Origin of the sequence: Streptomyces sp. ISL-99 (assembly GCF_018614005.1) — a bacterium.
Classification (GTDB): domain Bacteria; phylum Actinomycetota; class Actinomycetes; order Streptomycetales; family Streptomycetaceae; genus Streptomyces; species Streptomyces flavidovirens.
The window spans coordinates 32895-52281 of the sequence record NZ_JAGGPC010000006.1; the positions used below are offsets into that span (position 1 = coordinate 32895).

Sequence of the window (19387 nt, forward strand, 5' to 3'; positions counted from 1 at the left end):
GGCGTGTTGGGGTGCACGGCATTTGTTTTGACCGGAGTCGATGAGGTAGGTACAGTCAGACCTTGTGCCTGGGGTGTGCCCCGGCTGCCGCGCGCGTGCCTATGTCCGCTCGTGGAGCCAGGGGGAAAACACACCGCAATCTGCGTCTTCTTCGCTTCGGCGGGGGCCTGCAGTGTTCGACACACCCGACCGCGTGGGTCGGAGGTGTTCCAGGTTAGTTTCACAGTGATCGGCACACAGAAACCGGAGAAGTAGTGCCTACGATCCAGCAGCTGGTCCGCAAGGGCCGGCAGGACAAGGTCGAGAAGAACAAGACGCCCGCACTTGAGGGTTCCCCTCAGCGCCGGGGCGTCTGCACGCGTGTGTTCACGACCACCCCGAAGAAGCCGAACTCGGCCCTGCGTAAGGTCGCGCGTGTGCGTCTGACCAGCGGGATCGAAGTCACTGCTTACATCCCGGGTGAGGGACACAACCTGCAGGAGCACTCGATCGTGCTCGTGCGTGGTGGCCGTGTGAAGGACCTGCCGGGTGTTCGCTACAAGATCATCCGCGGCTCGCTCGACACCCAGGGTGTCAAGAACCGCAAGCAGGCCCGCAGCCGCTACGGCGCCAAGAAGGAGAAGTAAGAATGCCTCGTAAGGGCCCCGCCCCGAAGCGCCCGGTCATCATTGACCCGGTCTACAGCTCTCCTCTTGTCACGTCGCTGATCAACAAGATTCTGCTTGACGGCAAGCGTTCCACCGCCGAGCGCATCGTTTACGGCGCCATGGAAGGCCTCCGCGAGAAGACCGGCAACGACCCGGTCATCACGCTGAAGCGCGCGCTTGAGAACGTCAAGCCCTCGCTCGAGGTCAAGTCCCGCCGTGTCGGTGGCGCGACGTACCAGGTGCCGATCGAGGTCAAGCCCGGTCGTGCCGCCACCCTCGCGCTGCGCTGGGTCGTGGGTTACTCCCGCGCCCGCCGTGAGAAGACCATGACCGAGCGCCTCATGAACGAGCTGCTCGACGCCTCGAACGGTCTTGGCGCTGCCGTCAAGAAGCGTGAGGACACCCACAAGATGGCCGAGTCCAACAAGGCCTTCGCGCACTACCGCTGGTAGTCGCTACCCACATCGAGACCGAGAGAAGATTGAGCCTTATGGCCACCACTTCGCTTGACCTGGCCAAGGTCCGCAACATCGGGATCATGGCCCACATCGACGCGGGCAAGACGACCACCACCGAGCGGATCCTCTTCTACACCGGTGTGTCTTACAAGATCGGTGAAGTCCACGATGGCGCAGCCACCATGGACTGGATGGAGCAGGAGCAGGAGCGCGGCATCACGATCACGTCTGCCGCGACGACCTGCCACTGGCCGCTCAATGAGGTTGATCACACGATCAACATCATTGACACCCCGGGTCACGTCGACTTCACCGTCGAGGTGGAGCGTTCGCTGCGCGTCCTCGACGGTGCCGTCACCGTGTTCGACGGTGTGGCGGGCGTCGAGCCGCAGTCCGAGACTGTCTGGCGTCAGGCGGACCGCTACGGCGTGCCGCGTATCTGCTTCGTCAACAAGCTCGACCGCACCGGCGCCGAGTTCCACCGCTGCGTCGACATGATCGTCGACCGCCTCGGTGCGGTTCCGCTGGTCATGCAGCTCCCCATCGGTGCTGAAGCAGACTTCAAGGGCGTCGTCGACCTCGTGACGATGAAGGCCTTTGTCTGGTCCGCCGAGGCCGCCAAGGGTGAGATGTACGACATCGTCGACATCCCGGACACGCACGTCGACGCCGCCGACGAGTGGCGCGGCAAGCTCCTCGAGGCCGTGGCTGAGCACGACGACCAGATGATGGAGCTGTACCTCGAGGGCCAGGAGCCTTCGGTGGAGCAGCTGTACGCCGCCATCCGTCGTATCACCCTCGCCTCCAAGGGCAGCGCCGACTCCGTCACCGTCACCCCGGTGTTCTGTGGCACCGCGTTCAAGAACAAGGGCGTCCAGCCCCTGCTCGACGCGGTCGTGCGTTACCTGCCTTCCCCCCTGGACGTCGAGGCCATCGAGGGCCACGACGTCAAGGACCCGGAGAAGGTCGTCCAGCGCAAGCCCGCCGACGACGAGCCGTTCTCCGGTCTTGCATTCAAGATCATGAGCGACCCGCACCTCGGCAAGCTCACCTTCGTCCGGGTTTACTCGGGCCGCCTCGAGGCCGGCAGCTCCGTGCTGAACTCGGTCAAGGGCAAGAAGGAGCGCATCGGCAAGATCTACCGCATGCACGCGAACAAGCGTGAGGAGATCGCGTCGGTGGGCGCCGGTGACATCATCGCCGTCATGGGCCTGAAGCAGACCACCACCGGTGAGACGCTCTGCGACGAGAAGAACCCGGTGATCCTGGAGTCCATGGACTTCCCGGCGCCGGTCATCGAGGTCGCGATCGAGCCCAAGTCCAAGGGTGACCAGGAGAAGCTGGGTGTTGCCATCCAGCGTCTCTCGGAGGAGGACCCCTCCTTCCAGGTGCACACCAACGAGGAGACCGGCCAGACCGTCATCGGCGGTATGGGCGAGCTTCACCTCGAGGTTCTTGTCGACCGCATGAAGCGCGAGTTCCGCGTCGAGGCGAACGTCGGCAAGCCCCAGGTCGCTTACCGCGAGACGATCCGCAAGGCCGTCGAGCGCATCGACTACACGCACAAGAAGCAGACTGGTGGTACCGGCCAGTTCGCGAAGGTGCAGATCGCCCTTGAGCCCATCGAGGGTGGCGACGCCTCGTACGAGTTCGTCAACAAGGTCACCGGTGGCCGCATCCCCAGGGAGTACATCCCCTCGGTGGACGCGGGCGCGCAGGAAGCCATGCAGTTCGGCATCCTGGCCGGCTACGAGATGGTCGGCGTCCGCGTCACCCTTCTCGACGGTGGTTACCACGAGGTCGACTCCTCGGAGCTCGCCTTCAAGATCGCCGGTTCGCAGGCGTTCAAGGAGGGTGCCCGCAAGGCCTCTCCCGTTCTCCTCGAGCCGATGATGGCCGTCGAGGTCACCACGCCCGAGGACTACATGGGCGATGTCATCGGCGACCTCAACTCCCGCCGTGGCCAGATCCAGGCCATGGAGGAGCGCAGCGGCGCTCGCGTCGTGAAGGGCCTCGTGCCCCTCTCGGAGATGTTCGGCTACGTCGGAGACCTCCGCAGCAAGACCTCGGGTCGCGCAAGCTACTCGATGCAGTTCGACTCCTACGCCGAGGTTCCGCGGAACGTCGCCGAGGAGATCATCGCGAAGGCCAAGGGCGAGTAACTCCCCCGAGTTGACGCTTTAGGCTTGACCCGACCGCCGGGGGGTATTCCCCCGCGATCCGTATGGGAACCCCCGGCGGTCGGCATCCCAGCAAAGATCACCTGGCGCCGATGAAGCAAGGCGTACAGAACCACTCCAGGAGGACCCAGTGGCGAAGGCGAAGTTCGAGCGGACTAAGCCGCACGTCAACATCGGCACCATCGGTCACATTGACCACGGTAAGACGACGCTGACCGCGGCGATTACCAAGGTGCTGCATGACGCGTACCCCGACCTGAACGAGGCCTCGGCCTTCGACCAGATCGACAAGGCTCCTGAGGAGCGCCAGCGCGGTATCACGATCTCGATCGCGCACGTCGAGTACCAGACGGAGTCGCGTCACTACGCGCACGTCGACTGCCCCGGTCACGCGGACTACATCAAGAACATGATCACGGGTGCGGCGCAGATGGACGGCGCCATCCTCGTGGTCGCCGCCACCGACGGCCCGATGCCGCAGACCAAGGAGCACGTGCTCCTGGCCCGCCAGGTAGGCGTGCCGTACATCGTTGTCGCCCTGAACAAGGCCGACATGGTGGACGACGAGGAGATCCTGGAGCTCGTCGAGCTCGAGGTCCGTGAGCTCCTCTCCGAGTACGAGTTCCCGGGCGACGACCTCCCGGTCGTCAAGGTCTCGGCGCTCAAGGCGCTCGAGGGCGACAAGGAGTGGGGCCAGACCGTCCTCGACCTGATGAAGGCCGTCGACGAGTCGATCCCGCAGCCCGAGCGCGACGTCGACAAGCCGTTCCTGATGCCGATCGAGGACGTCTTCACGATCACCGGTCGTGGCACGGTCGTCACCGGTCGTATCGAGCGTGGTGTTCTCAAGGTCAACGAGACCGTCGACATCGTCGGTATCAAGGAAGAGAAGACCACCACCACGGTCACCGGCATCGAGATGTTCCGCAAGCTGCTCGACGAGGGCCAGGCCGGTGAGAACGTCGGTCTGCTCCTCCGTGGCATCAAGCGCGAGGACGTCGAGCGCGGCCAGGTCATCATCAAGCCCGGTTCGGTCACGCCGCACACCGAGTTCGAGGCCCAGGCCTACATCCTGTCGAAGGACGAGGGTGGTCGTCACACCCCCTTCTTCAACAACTACCGCCCGCAGTTCTACTTCCGTACCACGGACGTGACCGGCGTCGTTACCCTCCCCGAGGGCACCGAGATGGTCATGCCGGGCGACAACACCATCATGACGGTCTCGCTGATTCAGCCGGTCGCCATGGAGGAGGGCCTCAAGTTCGCCATCCGTGAGGGTGGCCGGACCGTCGGCGCCGGCCAGGTCACCAAGATCACCAAGTAATTTGGTGGCTTGACCTGGTTGCTCCTGAACGAGCACCAAGAAGGGCCCCCGCTCCGTCGTTCGCGACGGTGCGGGGGCCCTTCGCTGTTCCCGCGTTCCTTTTGCCGCCCGGCCGGGGACGGTTCAGGGACGCCAGAGCCAAGGGGTGGCGTCCGGGCCCAGGCCCACCACAGCCGGGCCCTTCGGGGTGACGTGGAGCGTGGGGCCCTCCAGGGACGCCGGGGCGCCTCTACGGCGTACCAGGCGGCCGTCCGCGAGGAGCTGGACCCGGCCCTTGCGGTCCCGGCCGAGCAGGACCGGGCCCGTCGGCGCCGACGCCGCGCCCACCGCGCCGTAACCGTTGAACCGCACCGTCGCCGGACGGGCGCCGCTCACCCGCGCCGTCGTCAGGCCGGCCGTGGCCGGGCGCCGGTAGACCAGGTCTATGCCGCCGTCGGGGGACGTGAGGGCGGTGGGGGAGCTGCCAGGGGTGGGGAGGCCCGTGCCCGGGCGCGGGCCCACCGGCCCGCCCGGCGCGTCCTGCGTCCAGTGGTGGACGGTCTCGCGGCCGGCGGCGAAGACATGGACCCGGCCGCGCCCGTCCACCGCCGTGGCCAGACCGTCCTGGATCTCGCCGCCACCGAGGTCGCGCCAGGCACCCCAGCGGCCGGCCGCGTCGCGGACGCGTGTGCTGATGCCCTTGTCCGCGTTCCGTACGAAGAGATGGACCCGGCCGTCGGGTGCCGCCACCGCGACGGGGGAGCCGATGCGGCGGCCCCGGTCGTGGCGCTTCTCCGGGTTGCCGAGGCCGGTCCAGGCGCCGAACTCCCCGCCGGTGCCGCGTTCCTCCAGCAGTACGATCTCGCGCGTGTTCGCCGCGCCGTGACCCGCGAGCGCGGCGAACCGCAGCCCGAAGAGCAGCTGTCGGCCGTCCGGCAGCGCCGCCGCACCGAGCGCCGGCGCCAGCGGGCCGCCGCCGAGGTCGTCCGGCACGCCCCACGCCCCGCTGCCGGGCGCCGTTTCGCGCCAGCGCGCCACCCGGAGACCGAGCACGCCGTACGCCGTCAGCCGTCCACCGGGGCCGGTGGCGACGACCGGGCGGGCGCCGGGGTAGCGGTAGTGCGTGGAGCGCACCCAGCCCTTGCGGTTGGTGAGCGGGCGGTCGCCGCCGACGTTGTAGTCGCCGCACCCCGCCGCGTTCCCGCACTCCCAGTCGGGCGAACCGCCGTACGGGACGAGGTGCGACGCCTTCTTCCTGAGGACGGGCTCCGGCAGGTTCTTCGGCCAGTGCCGGTTGTAGTAGCCCCGGTACGACGTGGCGACGAACCCCGGCACCTCCCCGCCGCCCTCGGTCGCCTCGGCGACCCGCCGGATCATCGCGGCCCACGCGAAGGAGGAGACCGCCGTGTGGTCGGCGTGGTCGGAGTACCCCGGCTGCTCGCTGTCGCGGCGCCGGGTGGCCTCGTCGCTGTGCTGGATGTCGGGGTCCGGGTCGAGGGTCTGCACGACGGTGGGGCGGTACCGCTCCATCAGCCCCGCGAGTACGTCGATGAGTCCGTCGTAGTCGTACGAGCCGGCCTTCTGCAGCGGTGATCCGTCGGCCACGACGGTGCGCAGCGAGAGGCCGCGCGCTTCCCACAGGCTGGGCAGGCCCATGCGGCCCCGGGTGGTGTGCATGGCCAGGTTGAGGAAGACCAGCTCGACCCGGCGGTCACCGTGCGCCAGCGTGTTCAGCTCGGCCTTCCGGTCCCCGCGCAGGGTGGTGACGGTCTTTTGCCACTCGACGAAGCGGGGGAGGCCCAGGAGGACGGCGTACGCCTGACGCAGTCCCTGATGGCGGGCGGAGGAGTACGCCGCACGGTCGGCGGGCTGCGGTCCCGCGCCGGGTATGCGGTTGACGCCGTTGGCCTCGCCGGCGGTGACGTACACGCAGACCAGGGGGACACCGGAGTCCAGCGTCTGCTGGGTGTCCGGGTTCATGAAGTACAGGTCGTCATCCGGATGGGCGAGTATCTGAAGAAGCAGTGCGCGGCGTGGGCTGGACATCGGCTTGCCGGGCAGCGGATCGGGCGCCGGGCCCGTGCGGCGCGGGGCGGGCACCGAGCAGGAGCTGACGGCGAGAACGGCGGCCGCGGCGGCGGCCGAGGTGATCAGCGCGCGTCTGCCGGGGCCGGACCGGGGGCCGCTCTCTCCCGGGCGCGCGGGCACGCGGCCGCCTTCGTTCGTGCTGACCAAGGCCGCGCTCCGTCCGCTTCCCCCGCAGCGGGCGTGTCCCGCACCGCGCGTACATCCCGTCGATTACTGAAGGCGCGGCCCGCCCCCCGAGGCCGGGCCGCGATGGTCTAGACGGTGTCCGGGCGGTCCAGGTTGCCCGGCGGGGGTCTCCGGTTCGGCGGGCGGCGGACCCGTCCGGACCCGTCCGGACCAGTCGCGGTCGAGTGGCAGGGAAAGATCACCCTGCTTACGTTCGAGAAATGAACCTTCGTACCGCCGCCGCGGCCCTGGTACTGGCTGCCGCCGCCTCCGTACCGCTGTCCGGCGTTTCGTACGCGCAGCCCGACCTCGACTGCAGCGACTTCACCTTCCAGGAGGAGGCGCAGGCGGAGTTCGACCGGGACCCCAGCGACCCGCACCGGCTCGACGAGGACCCGGGGGACGACGACCGGATCGCGTGCGAGGCGCTGCCCAGCAGGGGTGAGGTCGGCACGGCGACGGCCGTACCCCGGCCGGCGGTCACCGTCACCACGACAACGACGGCGACGGCCCCGGCGTCGCCCACGACACCGGCCGCCACGGCCACAGCGACGCCCGCGACCCCGTTCACCACCGTCACCGCCACCACCGCCGCACCCGTTCAGCCCACCGTGTCCCCGACGCTCGGGGTGAGGGGCGGCACGGGCGGCACCATGGAAAGCGGCAGCAGCACTGAGACCGCCCTCGGTCTCGGGCTCACTGCTGCCGCGGCTGCTCTGACCATGGGTCTCGTCGTGGCGAGGCGGCGTCGTCGCCATGCGAAGCGCCTGTGACGGCGCTCCGGCGGTCCTGCAGGGCCGGTTCGGGGGGCAGAGAGCAACGTTCAAACTGGGCGCAGCGAACCGTCTTTGCCGATAAGCCAGCGGAAGTGATCGACCAAGCGGCTCACCGTCGGCGGATCGCGCAGCACCACACCGATTTCGATGTTCTCGTGGAGGGCCCGATCGGTGAGGTTGGCACTGCCGAGCAGAGCGGTGTGACGGTCGGCGGCGATCAGTTTGGCATGGAGAGCGCCGGCACCTGGGCCGTCTGACCGGTGCCATATTCGGACGTCGCCTAGGAGCGGGGCGAAGGCTTTGACTGCCGCTGTTGACTCTTCCAGCAGCAAGTCGATTCGAACGCCCCGCCTCTGGGCCTCGCGGAGTTCCCTTACTATCTGTGCGATCCCGTAGGCGGCGAAGCTTGCGATGAGCAGCGATTCCTCGGCAGACCGTATGACCTCTACTGCGATTCCGCTGGTGAGCCGGATGGGCACTGCGGGGCTTGCCGGGCCGCTCACCACTAGTTCGACCGGTTGCACATCCGGTCCTGCAGCCGCCGTCACGGCAGCGAGGGCAAGGGCGATGCCCGATCCGGGTAGCCCGGGAGCCTCCTCCCGCCATGCCTGTCGTATCGCGCCCCATTGCTGTGCGAGACCGGCGGCCGGACTGGCGGCGGTCCACTGGTCAAGAACCGGGTCTGTCGGGCCCTTGGCAGCTTGCAGGAGGCGCTGCCAGTCAGACAGCCGGTCGGGCGGAAGCCTCCCGCCCAGCTCGGCGAGGAGGGCGGGCAGACGGCCGGTCACGGCAGGAACGCGCCGAGGTCCCCGGCGAGGGTCTCGACCAGCAGGGCGCGGTCCAGGTAGTGGTTGCCCCGTTCGCAGGAGGTCTCAGCCGCGAAGAGACAGGCATGGCAGGCCGCGCCGTGCAACCGGCCGTGCACGCGGGGGTCGTGCTCCGCGCACATCGGGTCGGAACTGCACAGCCGGGCCTCCTCAAGTGCCTGGTCGATCACAGGGCCGAGCCTTGCCCTGCGGCCGAGAGAGACCAGTCCGCCGAGGGTGCCTTCGCTGTCCGGGGCCGCGGTGTAGAGGAGGATGCCGGCCATGGGCTGTTTTCCGGACCGCGCGTAGATGCGTTCTGCTATGCCGGAGGCGCCGTATCCGCACTCCAGTGCGAAGCCGCGGATCAGGACATGGGCGAAGGTATGGAGGAGTACGTATCGGATGCCGGGCCACTGCGGCTCGATCCCCCGGGCCAGGCACCACGTCCGGTGTGCTGCTCTGAGCACCCTGTCGCGGGCGCTGACTTCCGGTCGCTTCTCCCACTCGGCCAGAAGCTCCTCCCGGAAGGCGAGAAAGACGCCCTCACCCCGCAGTTCCGCGCAGGGCACCCAGGTCGGCGGTTCTCTGGTGAGGGATGCGGCCTGCATGGCTGGATCGTCGTCCTGGGGCATCCACTCTGGGGCGTCGATGCGGGTGAACCCGGTCAGAGCGGAGACTTCACGCAGCCGTTGCACGAGAACGACTCGTTCCAGCCAGCCGGAGGCGCTGGCGGGGACCCTCTCGGGTTCGGTCGTGAAGTCGGGCAGCTCGTGGCGGTGGGGAGCGGTAAAGGCCTCCCACTCGGGAGTGGCCAGGTCGAACTCGTCATCCTCGGCCACTTGATCCGCAAGAGGAAGCGCGCTCGTGGCGGCCTCCGCCGTGACGGCCTTCCACACGGCGTCCACGCCGTACTGCTCCAGCTCCGGCCAGCACGCCTGGGTCGGCAGCAGCATCTTGGCGGCTTCCACCGGGATGGCGGCAAGCGGTTGCAGGGAGCGCCAGTGCTCACGTACGGCCTGAGCCAGTGGCTCCTCTGCCCGGGGAAGGCTGAAGACTCTTAGCTGTGATGCGAACCAGCTGTTGGTGGCGCCGAGCGCGATCGTACGGACCTTCTCACCGCAGTCTGCGAAGGTGCCCAGATGAGGGTGGTGGCCGCGGCAGGCGGGCAGTTCCTGTTCACCGCGCTTGCCCATGGCTTCGGCCATGGAGCGGGCGTTGACGCCCGGGCAGGTGCACCGCACGAAGACATTGGCAGCCTCGCCGGTGGTGCCGCGCTCGATCAGGGACAGAGTGCAATTGTCCGCGGCGGCCGCTCCCCGGTGAACGAAGTACTGCCAAGGGAAGTCGTCCATGTGCCCGGAGGGGCAGGCGATGAGGAAGCGGGCGGGGAGCGCGGTGGGCCTGCTGCGGCCTGTGCCGAAGCATTCCTTATGCACGTACCGGGTGTTCTCCGGACGGAAGTACTGTGCGTCCAGCTCGAACAGACCGGAGGAAGCAGGCGACAGGATGTTGCACTGCTCGCGGGAGCAGCGCAGCCAGCGGGGAAAAAGCGCCACCGGCACACCGACCTTGGCCCAGTCCCCGAAGGGGTCGGCGGTCTCCTGGAGGTACGGCGGGGTGCGCAGGGTGGTGACCTGGGCACCCAGTCGGCGGCGTACAGCGGCGAGCAGGCGGTCCTCGGTGAGAGCCTTTGCCTGCACGAGATCCCAGTGGTCGAGGCCGAGCACCATCGTGGACAGGTTGGGCAGGTCGGTGACCGAGCCCACGCCGTAGGTATGCAGGAGCTGGCTGGGCCGGAGCTCGCCCACCCGCAGCGGTCCGTTGGCCGGTGCGTTCACGGCTTCTCCCAGTGGTCGTCGTCGGTGTCGGTCTGCGGGCGAGGAACGAACGGTGGTTCGGCGGCGAGGTCCTGCCCCACATCACCGACGAACATCAGCCGCACGGGCGGCTCCACTTCGCGCAGCGATGTAGGACAGGTCATCAGCTGCCAGCGGCTGCCGTCGGGCTCTTTCAATAGCGGAGTGACGTCTCCCTGGCGCCGGGCGGCCCGGTAGCCGAGTACGGCGGCGGGCGTCTTCCTGCGGCGCTCCCAGTAGTCGAGACGTTGCCCGAGGCGCGTCCCGAGGTCGGAGCCGGTCCGGCGGTCCTCGGTGATGTCTTCGGCGCGCCGCTGGAGAGAGCGCACGACGTGGTCGGCGAGCTCGCCGCGTACGTCGAAGAACTGGGCTCCCCGGTTGCCGTTGTACTCCTGCTTCAGGTTGCGGACGAGCGCGGCGAGCACGCCGGTGAGGCCGCGGTCGACGGCCCGCTCCGCGAAGGGGGTCACCGAAAGAGCCTCCACGTGCTGGTAGATGGTCGCGTGGAAGGACTCGAACGTCTCGTAATGCGATAGGTCCCGAGGACGGGCCCAGTTGAGAACGGTGAAGACGAGACCGGGATCCCGGCGTCCGACGCGGCTGGTGGCCTGGATGTACTCGGCCGTCGACTTGGGCTGGTTGTTGACGACCATCACGCCGAGCCGCGACACATCCACGCCCACGGCGATCATGTTGGTGGCCAGCAGTACGTCGATGGGGCGCGCGGCGCCCTTCTTCTTCGGCCCTGCGAAGCCGAGTTCCAGCTTCTCCAGGATGTCGGGGATGGCGTCCGACGACATCCGGGAGGTGAGCTCGGCGGGCTCCCCGAGGTAGCGGACGGCGAGGCCGCGGCGGTCGACCCGGGTGAGCCGGGTCGAGACGTCGTCCTCGACCAGCCGGCGCATCCCTCCCAGGTCGCGGAGGCTGTTGAAGTAGCCGACGAGGGTCATGTACGGGTCGGTGACCTCGCTGCGTCCGTACCTCTGATGGAGCAGTTCGGCGGCGCCGAGTTGTGCGACGTACACCCGGATGGCCACCGACTTCGTCCGCACGCCCTGGGCGCAGATGCCGACGTACCGGCGGCCGGCCTTGACGTCCGTGGACCTTCGGCGTGCGAAGAAGTTGTCGTCCGCGGTGAGCCCAGGGGGCGGGAACACAGCGGTTCTGCGGCTGAACAGGTCATTGATCTGCCGTTCGGCGCGGCGGACCGTGGCGGTGGACGCGATGACCTTGGGACGCACGGCGCGGCCCGGCTCGATGTCCCAGGTCGCCAGCCGGTCGATGGCGGCTTCGTACAGACCGGTGAGCGAGCCGAGCGGCCCCGAGATCAGGTGCAGCTCGTCCTGGACGATGAGGTCCGGCGGGCGCATGCGCCGCGCCTCGACCGTTCGGGCCGCGGGGTGGTTGCCGTGTGCCGGGTGGCCCGGTCGCTCCCATTCGCTGTCGACGGCGTCGGCGGTGACATAACCGTGGCGCGTGCAGCGCTTGGACACCTGGCCGAAGAGAGCCTGGGTCTCGCCCTTCCAGGGAAGCTGGGCGAACTTGTCGACGGTGGCGATGACGAGGCTGGGCGGCAGCCGGTAGATCTCTTCGTCGACGACGAGCACAGGCAGCCCCCGCTCGTCCGCGGCGACGTCGAAGGCGCCTTCCCCGAAGGGGCAGGAGAAGACGTCGGGGCAGGTGATGAAGGTGCGGCGCAAGGTGGTGTCGACGGTGATGTCACGGCCCGCGTCCAGTTTCGTGCCGCACCAAGGGCAGCTGGTGAGCTGATGCGGGGAGCCGGAGCGCCCGCGCCTGCCACGCCCCTTGTCCTTGCGGCGGTCCTTGAGCCAGACGTTCGCCTGGTCGGTGGTGTTGGGCGTGACACCGCCGCCCACCCACAGCCCGATGCGGAAGGGAGCCGTGCCCCACAGGGTGGGGTCGGCCCGGCGGATGGTCTCGCAGGCGCAGATGAGGGCGGCGGCACGCTGGAACTGCTGGATGGTGAGGAGCCGCAGTGTGTAGCGCATGAGGACAGCGACGCCGTGCTCGGCGTCCAGTCCGCCGAGGCCGGGCATACGGCGCCGTATCGCGAGCGTGAACGCGGTGAGACCGAGGTACGCCTCAGTCTTGCCGCCACCGGTGGGGAACCACAGCAGGTCGGCGAGGGCCTGCCTGCTGTCGACCCGCTCAGCGTGCCCCGGGTCGGCCAGCGACGGCAGGTTGAGCAGCAGGAAGGCAAGCTGGAAGGGACGCCAACTGCGGTTCTTCGGCACGTCGGCGTCCGCGAACGCGGTGTCCAGTGGCACGTCCTGGTCGGCACGACGGCGGGCCGCCGCGATGGTGTGCACGCGCTGTTGCCACATGGCGCGGTTGGCGAACCGGAAGGCGTCGAGGGCGGGGCCTTCGGTCAGCAGGAGGATGCCCGCCTCAATGCGGTCGGCGGTCTGGCCGGCGCGTTCCAGATTCGCGCGTGCTTCGCTCTCGTACCCGTCGAGACGGGCGGCCGGATCACCGATGGTCTGTTCCGTACGCCCGATCCAGGCGCGGTAGCCATCGACGAGCGGAAGCAGCGCGTCCCGCAGTCCCGTCGGCTCCAGCTCCGCGAGGGCTTTCATGTCCAGTACGAGGCCGTGCAGCTCGGTCAGATCCTGATCGTGCTCGCCGCGCGGGTCGGGTACGTCGGTATGCGGGATCTCGTACGAGGGCGCGGCGGCCGTGGCGATCTCGACAGCTCGCATCGCGTCATCGGGACTTGCCTCGGCCCGCACTCCGGTGCCGTGGCCCACCGCGAACTCCGGCATGAACCGGTACGCCATCGCCAGTGATCGCCGCTCGGCCTGCTCGCTCGGATCGCTGCCGGACCTGACGGTGGTACGCCGGGGCAGGAAGGGCGCGGTGCCCGGGAGGCCACTGACGGTCAGGCCGGCCTGGAAAAGCCAGTTCCGCGAGCCCAGCTCCCTCTTGTCCTCCTGACCGTTCACGAGGAAGAGAGAGACGAGCCAGTCACCCTCGTGCCGCCGGGCCCGGCCGCGTACGACGACACCGGGAAAGCTTTCCGCCAGTACCGGCCGCGCTTCGATGAGCCCGTCCTCCAGGAGCTTGACGGTCACGGCTCCGGCGTAGGCAGTCCGGTGCCAGACCCGAGGCCCCGTGTATTCGGGGTCCTTCGAGACCCCCGGTTCGTATCGCGCCCACGAGCAGCGCACTCGCAGCTCGTCCACCGACCCGTCGACGCGGATGGTGAGCCCTAGGGACGAGGGCTGAAGGCTCGGCACGTTGGGCGAGTCCGGGTCCGGGTCGCCCTCCTCGGCGTCGGGTACTCCCGCGATCACCGCCTCGTCGAACGTGGCAGGCTCGACCGGCATTCCGGCGAGCCTGACGCGCCCCTCGAACGCGACACCACCGGGGGCGAGGCGACCGATGATGTAGTGGTCGGCCGGGTTGCCGGCGAGCTCCTCCTCCTCGCCACCGATCGGACCGAGCAGATCCTTGACGACGAGCTCCGCGAGCTCGTCGCGGAGCTGCTGGGGGGTGGGCGTGCCGAGGACCGACTCGGCCCCGGTCCCGCCGGCCGCGGATGTGGAAGTGCTCTGCTGGCTCACGGGGCTCACGATAGAGCCGCCCGCTGACAACGGGCAGGGTCTTTGGCACGGAAAGTGATCAACGTCTTTGCTCAGCGCGGACCCGCAGCTACTGTGTGCCACCTGGCAAGCACGGGGCGACGCGGGGGTACGGATGAAGGAGCGTCCGGCGAGGGGCAGTTACCAGGGCCTCCCGTTACAGAGCGGTGTGAGCGGCAAGGACGTCCAGGCCGACCCCACCGCTCTTCCTCACCCCTCGGGGCCGGACATCCCGCAGCCCGCCGAACCGGCCCAGGCGCAGCCGTGGCTCGAACCCGTGACGATGGGCGACAACGGCCACAAGGGCGCGTTCGGCGAGCAGTTCGTACAGACCCTGGCCAACGCCGCCAACCTCAATGTGTCGCAGTCCCGCGATCGCCTGGGCATCGACTGGGAGTTGACCTATCCGGGCCGCGGCGGCACCAGGAGACACCCGAAGATCCTGGCCCAGGTGAAGTGCTGGAACCGCCCCGAGGACGCGGGGGACAGCTGGCGCTACCCCTTGAGGGTCCACAACTTCAATCTGCTCTCCGGCCGCGACTGGTACGAACCCCGCTTCCTCTTTCTGGTGGTCGTCCCTGGGGACGAGAGCACATGGGTCCAGGCGGGCCACGACGGACTGCTGTTGCGTTACGCCGCCTACTGGGCATGTTTCCATGACAGCGCACCGCTGGAAGGCCGCCCCAAAGACAGCACCTTCACGGTGCCTGTACCGAAGGCGAACCTGCTGACGGTCCAGACCTTGCACGGCTTATTCGGTCCCGAGTTCCGCGACAAACTGGAGGCGTCATGACCGTCATCTCCGACGCGGAGTTCGACCGCGCGGCCGAGCTGGCTCCCCATGCCCTTCTGCGCTATCTGCGGGGCCGTGGCTGGTCTCCGCTGCGTGACTACGGCCGTGGCCAATTGTGGGTGCTGCCCGTCCCTGACGATCCGGCCTTACCGTACGAGGTGATGGTGCCGCTGGACCGCCGGCCGCGCGACTACGGCGACCGTGTGGCCGACGTCCTGGAGACGCTGTCCGCCGTGGAGGCCCGCCGGCCCGGCGACGTACTGCGCGAGATCGCGCTGCCGCCCGCCGACTGGCAGTATTTGCGCCTCCTTCCGCCCGGCCCCTCCGGCACCGCCCCCCTGGTGGATCTGGTCCCTGCTCTCACCGGCCTCAAAGAGCTGATGACCGCAGCCGCCGCAGCGGCTCTCGCCCCGGAGCCGCAGCCGGTCCAGCCGTCGCAGAAACCCCAGCGGGTCAAGGACTTCGTCTCCTCGGTACGTCTCGACCAGACCCGGGTCGGCAGCTACGTCATCGCGGCACACACGCCCTTGCCCGAGCCCCCGCCGCAGAGCGAGCTGATCTTCGACGATTTCGCCGACGAATCCCGCCGTGAGCCATTCGAGCGGTTGGTTTCACGCCGTCTGTACGCCGGTGTCCTGTGCGCTTACCAAGCCGCGAAACGCACGCTCGAGGAGGACAGCCTGGACGACTTCGCCCAGTACGCGTCCGCCGGCGTGTCCGCGAACCTCTGTGAGGCGCTGGTACGCATCTCGGGCGAGGAACGCAGGACATACGAGCTGAGCTGGGCCTGGTCGGGCGAGCTGCCGGTGGAACAGGAGACACCCCCCGTCTCCATCCCGACCCTCCTCATCCCAGCCCTCGAGGCCGGCGCGAAGGATCTGCGGGCGCGTCTCGGTCAGCGTGACGCCTTCGTGAACGGCACCGTCGTACGCCTCGACCGCTCCCTCCCGTACGGCCCCGGCGAGGCCACCGTCCTGGGCGCCACCGACGGCGAGGAGGGCCGCCGCCCGCGCCGCTACCGCATGGTCCTGGAGCAGGACGACTACTCGCGGGCGACCTTCGCGCACCGCGAGGGCCACGAGGTGACGGTCCGCGGCGACGTGGTCATGCGGGGCGGGCACGCCCGTCTGGAACCGGTCACCGGGTTCACGGTCCGGCATGTGTACGACGCCGACTGACGCGGGCGGTGCTCAGCGCTACGGGTAGCGGGGCAGCTGCTCCGTCGAGATCGTCCACTCGCCGATGGTGACGTCCTCGCCGTAGACGAAGTCCTTCCGGGTCGCGTAGCGGGGGCCGCCCGGGGTCGAGTGGATTTCGGAGAGCACCGTGCCCGATCCGGTACGCGGATCGAAGATCACGTACACGGGAATGCCCAGCAAGGGGTAGTCCCGCATCTTGCTCACCCAGTCGTTGTCCGGATTGGACCGTGACACGACCTCGATGGCGGCGATGAGCGTACGGGGGTCGAAGGACCCCTCCCCCTCCATGTCCGCCTCGGCGATCACCATCACGTCGGGATGACGCATGATGCCCTCGGCCGCCTCTTCGACGTCCGGGGTTCCCGTGTGAGCCACGAGCTCCTCCGGCAGGACCTTCTCAAGACGCCTCCGCACGCGCAGCGTGGTGAGCTCGTGCGGCTTGGCGGGCGACATCATGTCGTGGACGATCCCTTCCTTGGTGATCTCGAACTTGCCGGGAAGGGTGTCGTCCATGGACTGAACGAACTCCCGCATCACCTGGTACAGGTGGCCGTCTCGCCGTGCGTCGTCCGGGGCGATGGTCATGGCGGTCGCTCCTCGTCTGTGGCCAGGGGTAAGGGTCGTCACCGCCATGCTAGGTGGCCCCGGGAATACCGGGTCGGCAGTCACGGCAGCGGCCCGGTTCCGGGGCGCGGAAAGCCCGGTCGCAGTCCTCGCACGTCTGGAACGGGTCCGGCCGTACGACCCTCGGTGCGGGTGGCAGGGGCGGTGGCAGCAGCGCGGTGAGGCGGTGCGCGAGCAGGGCCGCCGGGTGGCGTGGCGGCTCGGGGAGGTTCGCGGTCATGGCGCCGCGTACGGCCTGGGGGGCGGCCCCGCGTTCCAGCCAGGCGGCGACGGCGGGCGCGAGGCGCTCTACGTCCCGTTCGGCGAGCAGCAGGCGCGGGTCGTCCCGGCGCAGGTCCGCGAGCAGCGCGGCGGCGACGCGGTGGCGCGCCGGGTCCGGGGTGCGGGGCTCGGGGAGAGGCGGGGGGACGCGGTGGGGTTGGGGTGCGGGTTCCGGCGCGGGCACCGGTTCGGGCTCGGGGGCCGGTGTGGGCGCCGGTGCCGACTCCGCTGGGAGCGGGCGTACGTCGGCCGGGGCGGGCCGGGGTGGGGATGCCTTCGGGCGCCGGGCCGGGGGTGCGGGCCGTTGCGGCGCGGGCTTCGGAGCGCGGGCGGGGCGGCTCGGCTCCGGCTGGTTGTACGACACTGTGTGCGTGACGATCCGGCCGTTCGGCAGCCGCTCCCGGGTGCGCTCCAGGTAGCCGTGCGCCTCCAGCTCGCGCAGGGCGGCGGCGATGCGTGCCTCGCTCTCCGGGAAGCGGTCGGCGAGGCACTTGATGCCGATGCGGGCCCCGGCGGGCAGCGACTGGATGTGCGCGGCGAGACCGATCGCGACGAGGGTCAGCTCGCGGTGCTGGGTGAGGTGGTTGCCGACGACGGTGTAGCGGCTGGTGTGCCGGGTGTTGGCGTGCACGACGCCGGAACCGGAACGGGCGGCGGCCCGGGGAACGCCGGACGAGGCGCGCGGGGGCGCGCTAAGGTGCTGAACATCCATCGGGAAGGTCTCTGCTTCCTCGGTGGTCAGGCCCTCGTTCGGGATGCCAGTCCCGGCCGGGGGCCGTCGCATGTGTGGGGTTGTCGCGGCGAGCATATGCCCGCCAAGCACTCGTAAATCCAGTCCAGTTGTCGAACGCCACCCGTGTGGGTGACGGGGAGGCTGGTGGGGTTGGGAGGGGTTTTTGCTCCCGGGGATTGAGAGTTTTAGATGTCGTGCCACGCCGCGACGCGGCTCACCGGGTCGCGGCACACCGTGACCCGGTGAAGTGGGTGACACGCGAGCCCGCCCCGGCTCAGAGGGCGATCTCGGCCCACACCGTCTTGCACGGTACGGGCCCGGGCGTGACGCCCCACCGGTCGGCGAGCGCGTCGACGAGCAGCAGCCCGCGCCCCGACTCGGTGTCCCCGGGCTCCTGTGCGGCCGGCAGCCGGTCGCCGCGCGCGTCGGTCACCTCGATACGGAGCGTTTCCGTGGCGGTGACGGCGAGCATGAGGCGGAAGTCCCGCCCCGGTGCGTGACCGTGCGTCGTGGCGTTCGAGGCCAGCTCGGCGACGATGTGGGCGGCGTCCTCCATGGGAAGCCCCCAGGAACGCAGCTGCTCGGTCGCGAGCAGCCGGGCCAGCCGGGCGCCACGGCGGGTGGCGGAGAGCTGGACGGCGAACTGGCGCGTACCGAGCTTGGTTTGGGTGATTTCTCGATTCACATCACTCAGCGTGGCCGGATACGCCTACGCTGAACAGCGACGACGCCTGTACGGACAGTGACTGTCCGGGTGGGGTCCGGATCTTGTCCGGCCAGTACGGCGTCAGGCGCGGGGGTACGTCGGAAGTGGGTGGCTCGCATGGGCGGCGGCGGTACGGACTACACGACGGACGGGGCGGACGGCCCCGGCTGGGACCCCGGCCTGGAGGACGACTCCGGCGCGGTGATCAAGGCGGTCGGCCGGCAGCTGAAACTGTGGCGCGAGGCGGCGGGGCTGCGGCAGGGGGAGTTCGGCGCGGCGATCGGGTACGGCGAGGAGATGGTCTCGGCGGTGGAGCGGGGGCGGCGCATCCCGAAGCCGGAGTACCTGGACAAGGCGGATGAGGTGCTGGGGGCGGGGGGCCGGATCTCGGCGATGAAGAAGGACGTGGAGGAGGCCAGGTATCCGAAGAAGGTTCGGGATCTGGCGAAGCTGGAGGGGGAGGCGGTCGAGCTTGGCGCGTACGGCAACCACAACATGCACGGGCTGTTGCAGACGGAGGAGTACGCGCGGGCGCTGTTCGGTGTACGGCGGCCCGCCCTCTCCTCGGACGACCTCGACCGGTACGTGTCGGCTCGCATGGCGCGGCAGTCCATCTTCGACCGGACCCCGCTCGCCACACTCACCTTTGTCCAGGAAGAGGTCACACTCCGGCGCCCGATCGGGGGCAGAATGGTCCTGCGTGCGCAGCTCGAACGCCTTTTGGAAGTCGGCCAGTTGCGGCATGTCGAGATTCAGGTAATGCCGACGGACCGCGAGGACCACGCGGGGATGGGCGGTGAGGTGCAACTGCTGAAGCTCAAGGACGGGTCGGCGGTGGGGCACGCTGAGGCGCAGCTCACCAGCCGTGTTGTCTCCGATCCGAAAGAGGTGCAGGTCCTGGAGCTGCGGTATGGGATCATCCGGGCCCAGGCTCTCAGCCCACGGGAGTCGCGGGCCTTCATCGAAAAAGTGCTGGGAGAGACATGACCCGCAAGCCCTCTGCCGGGAACGATTCCGAGCTGGAGTGGTTCAAGAGCAGCTACAGCGGCAGCAACAACAACGACTGCGTTGAGGTGGCGTCGGCCTTCGGCGCGGTGTGCGTCCGCGACTCCAAGAACGTGCAGGGCCCGCAGCTCGGGTTCGCGGCGGACGCATGGGCGGACTTCGTGGCGTACGCGTCCGGGAGCTGA

Annotated in this window: 16 protein-coding genes; 9 read left to right on the plus strand and 7 right to left on the minus strand. The window is 69.2% G+C overall.

From position 1 onward, the window contains the following. The first annotated feature begins 254 nt into the window (after positions 1 to 254). From rpsL to tuf, 4 genes are all read left to right on the plus strand, one after another. Positions 255 to 626, plus strand: a complete 372-nt coding sequence (gene rpsL, locus J7E91_RS03630) for a 30S ribosomal protein S12 (RefSeq protein ID WP_003948652.1) — start codon at positions 255 to 257, stop codon at positions 624 to 626. 2 nt (positions 627 to 628) lie between these two features. Continuing rightward, on the plus strand, positions 629 to 1099 hold the full coding sequence (gene rpsG, locus J7E91_RS03635; protein WP_028812383.1) for a 30S ribosomal protein S7: 471 nt from the start codon (positions 629 to 631) through the stop codon (positions 1097 to 1099). A gap of 38 nt (positions 1100 to 1137) precedes the next feature. Next, complete coding sequence (fusA, locus tag J7E91_RS03640) at positions 1138 to 3267, plus strand: elongation factor G (protein ID WP_214899071.1); 2130 nt, start codon at positions 1138 to 1140, stop codon at positions 3265 to 3267. Between the two features lie 148 nt (positions 3268 to 3415). Next, positions 3416 to 4609 (plus strand): elongation factor Tu, encoded by a 1194-nt coding sequence (gene tuf, locus J7E91_RS03645; RefSeq protein ID WP_028812381.1) that lies wholly within the window; start codon positions 3416 to 3418, stop codon positions 4607 to 4609. A 123-nt stretch (positions 4610 to 4732) separates the two neighbouring features. Here the strand turns inward: tuf and J7E91_RS03650 are convergent, their stop codons facing one another. Continuing rightward, entirely contained in the window at positions 4733 to 6796 is a 2064-nt protein-coding gene (locus J7E91_RS03650; protein ID WP_214899202.1) for a PIG-L family deacetylase, read from the minus strand. Positions 6797 to 7062: 266 nt separating this feature from the next. On the opposite strand from J7E91_RS03650, the gene J7E91_RS03655 reads away from it, so the two are divergent. Then, a complete protein-coding gene (locus tag J7E91_RS03655; protein WP_214899074.1) occupies positions 7063 to 7614 on the plus strand; it encodes an excalibur calcium-binding protein in 552 nt (183 codons plus the stop codon). Positions 7615 to 7664: 50 nt separating this feature from the next. On the opposite strand, the gene drmC is transcribed toward J7E91_RS03655, so the two are convergent. The 3 genes from drmC to drmA are packed head-to-tail and all read right to left on the minus strand — an operon-like array spanning position 7665 to position 13863. After that, positions 7665 to 8405, minus strand: coding sequence for a DISARM system phospholipase D-like protein DrmC (gene drmC / locus J7E91_RS03660; protein WP_214899075.1), 741 nt, complete (start codon positions 8403 to 8405; stop codon positions 7665 to 7667). Further along, on the minus strand, positions 8402 to 10261 hold the full coding sequence (drmB, locus tag J7E91_RS03665; RefSeq protein WP_214899076.1) for a DUF1998 domain-containing protein: 1860 nt from the start codon (positions 10259 to 10261) through the stop codon (positions 8402 to 8404). The genes drmC and drmB overlap by 4 nt, the downstream gene beginning before the upstream one ends. After that, the gene (gene drmA / locus J7E91_RS03670; protein ID WP_214899077.1) at positions 10258 to 13863 is read right to left on the minus strand and encodes a DISARM system helicase DrmA; all 3606 of its coding nucleotides are present in this window, start codon (positions 13861 to 13863) and stop codon (positions 10258 to 10260) included. The genes drmB and drmA overlap by 4 nt, the downstream gene beginning before the upstream one ends. Before the next feature lie 187 nt (positions 13864 to 14050). Here drmA and J7E91_RS03675 point away from each other — a divergent pair, with 187 nt between their 5' ends. Next, positions 14051 to 14674 (plus strand): DUF4365 domain-containing protein, encoded by a 624-nt coding sequence (locus tag J7E91_RS03675; protein ID WP_214899078.1) that lies wholly within the window; start codon positions 14051 to 14053, stop codon positions 14672 to 14674. Continuing rightward, a complete protein-coding gene (locus J7E91_RS03680; RefSeq protein WP_214899079.1) occupies positions 14671 to 15852 on the plus strand; it encodes a hypothetical protein in 1182 nt (393 codons plus the stop codon). Before J7E91_RS03675 ends, J7E91_RS03680 begins: the two co-directional genes overlap by 4 nt. Positions 15853 to 15870: 18 nt before the next feature. Here the strand turns inward: J7E91_RS03680 and J7E91_RS03685 are convergent, their stop codons facing one another. The 3 genes from J7E91_RS03685 to J7E91_RS03695 all read right to left on the minus strand — a co-directional run bounded on the left by J7E91_RS03685 (position 15871) and on the right by J7E91_RS03695 (position 18176). After that, positions 15871 to 16458, minus strand: a complete 588-nt coding sequence (locus J7E91_RS03685) for a Uma2 family endonuclease (protein WP_214899080.1) — start codon at positions 16456 to 16458, stop codon at positions 15871 to 15873. Between the two features lie 49 nt (positions 16459 to 16507). Further along, a complete protein-coding gene (locus tag J7E91_RS03690) occupies positions 16508 to 17470 on the minus strand; it encodes a helix-turn-helix domain-containing protein (protein WP_214899205.1) in 963 nt (320 codons plus the stop codon). 295 nt (positions 17471 to 17765) lie between these two features. Continuing rightward, positions 17766 to 18176, minus strand: coding sequence for an ATP-binding protein (locus J7E91_RS03695; protein WP_214899082.1), 411 nt, complete (start codon positions 18174 to 18176; stop codon positions 17766 to 17768). A 138-nt stretch (positions 18177 to 18314) separates the two neighbouring features. On the opposite strand from J7E91_RS03695, the gene J7E91_RS03700 reads away from it, so the two are divergent. Continuing rightward, entirely contained in the window at positions 18315 to 19184 is an 870-nt protein-coding gene (locus J7E91_RS03700) for a helix-turn-helix transcriptional regulator (protein WP_214899207.1), read from the plus strand. Continuing rightward, on the plus strand, positions 19181 to 19387 hold the full coding sequence (locus J7E91_RS03705) for a DUF397 domain-containing protein (RefSeq protein WP_214899084.1): 207 nt from the start codon (positions 19181 to 19183) through the stop codon (positions 19385 to 19387). Before J7E91_RS03700 ends, J7E91_RS03705 begins: the two co-directional genes overlap by 4 nt.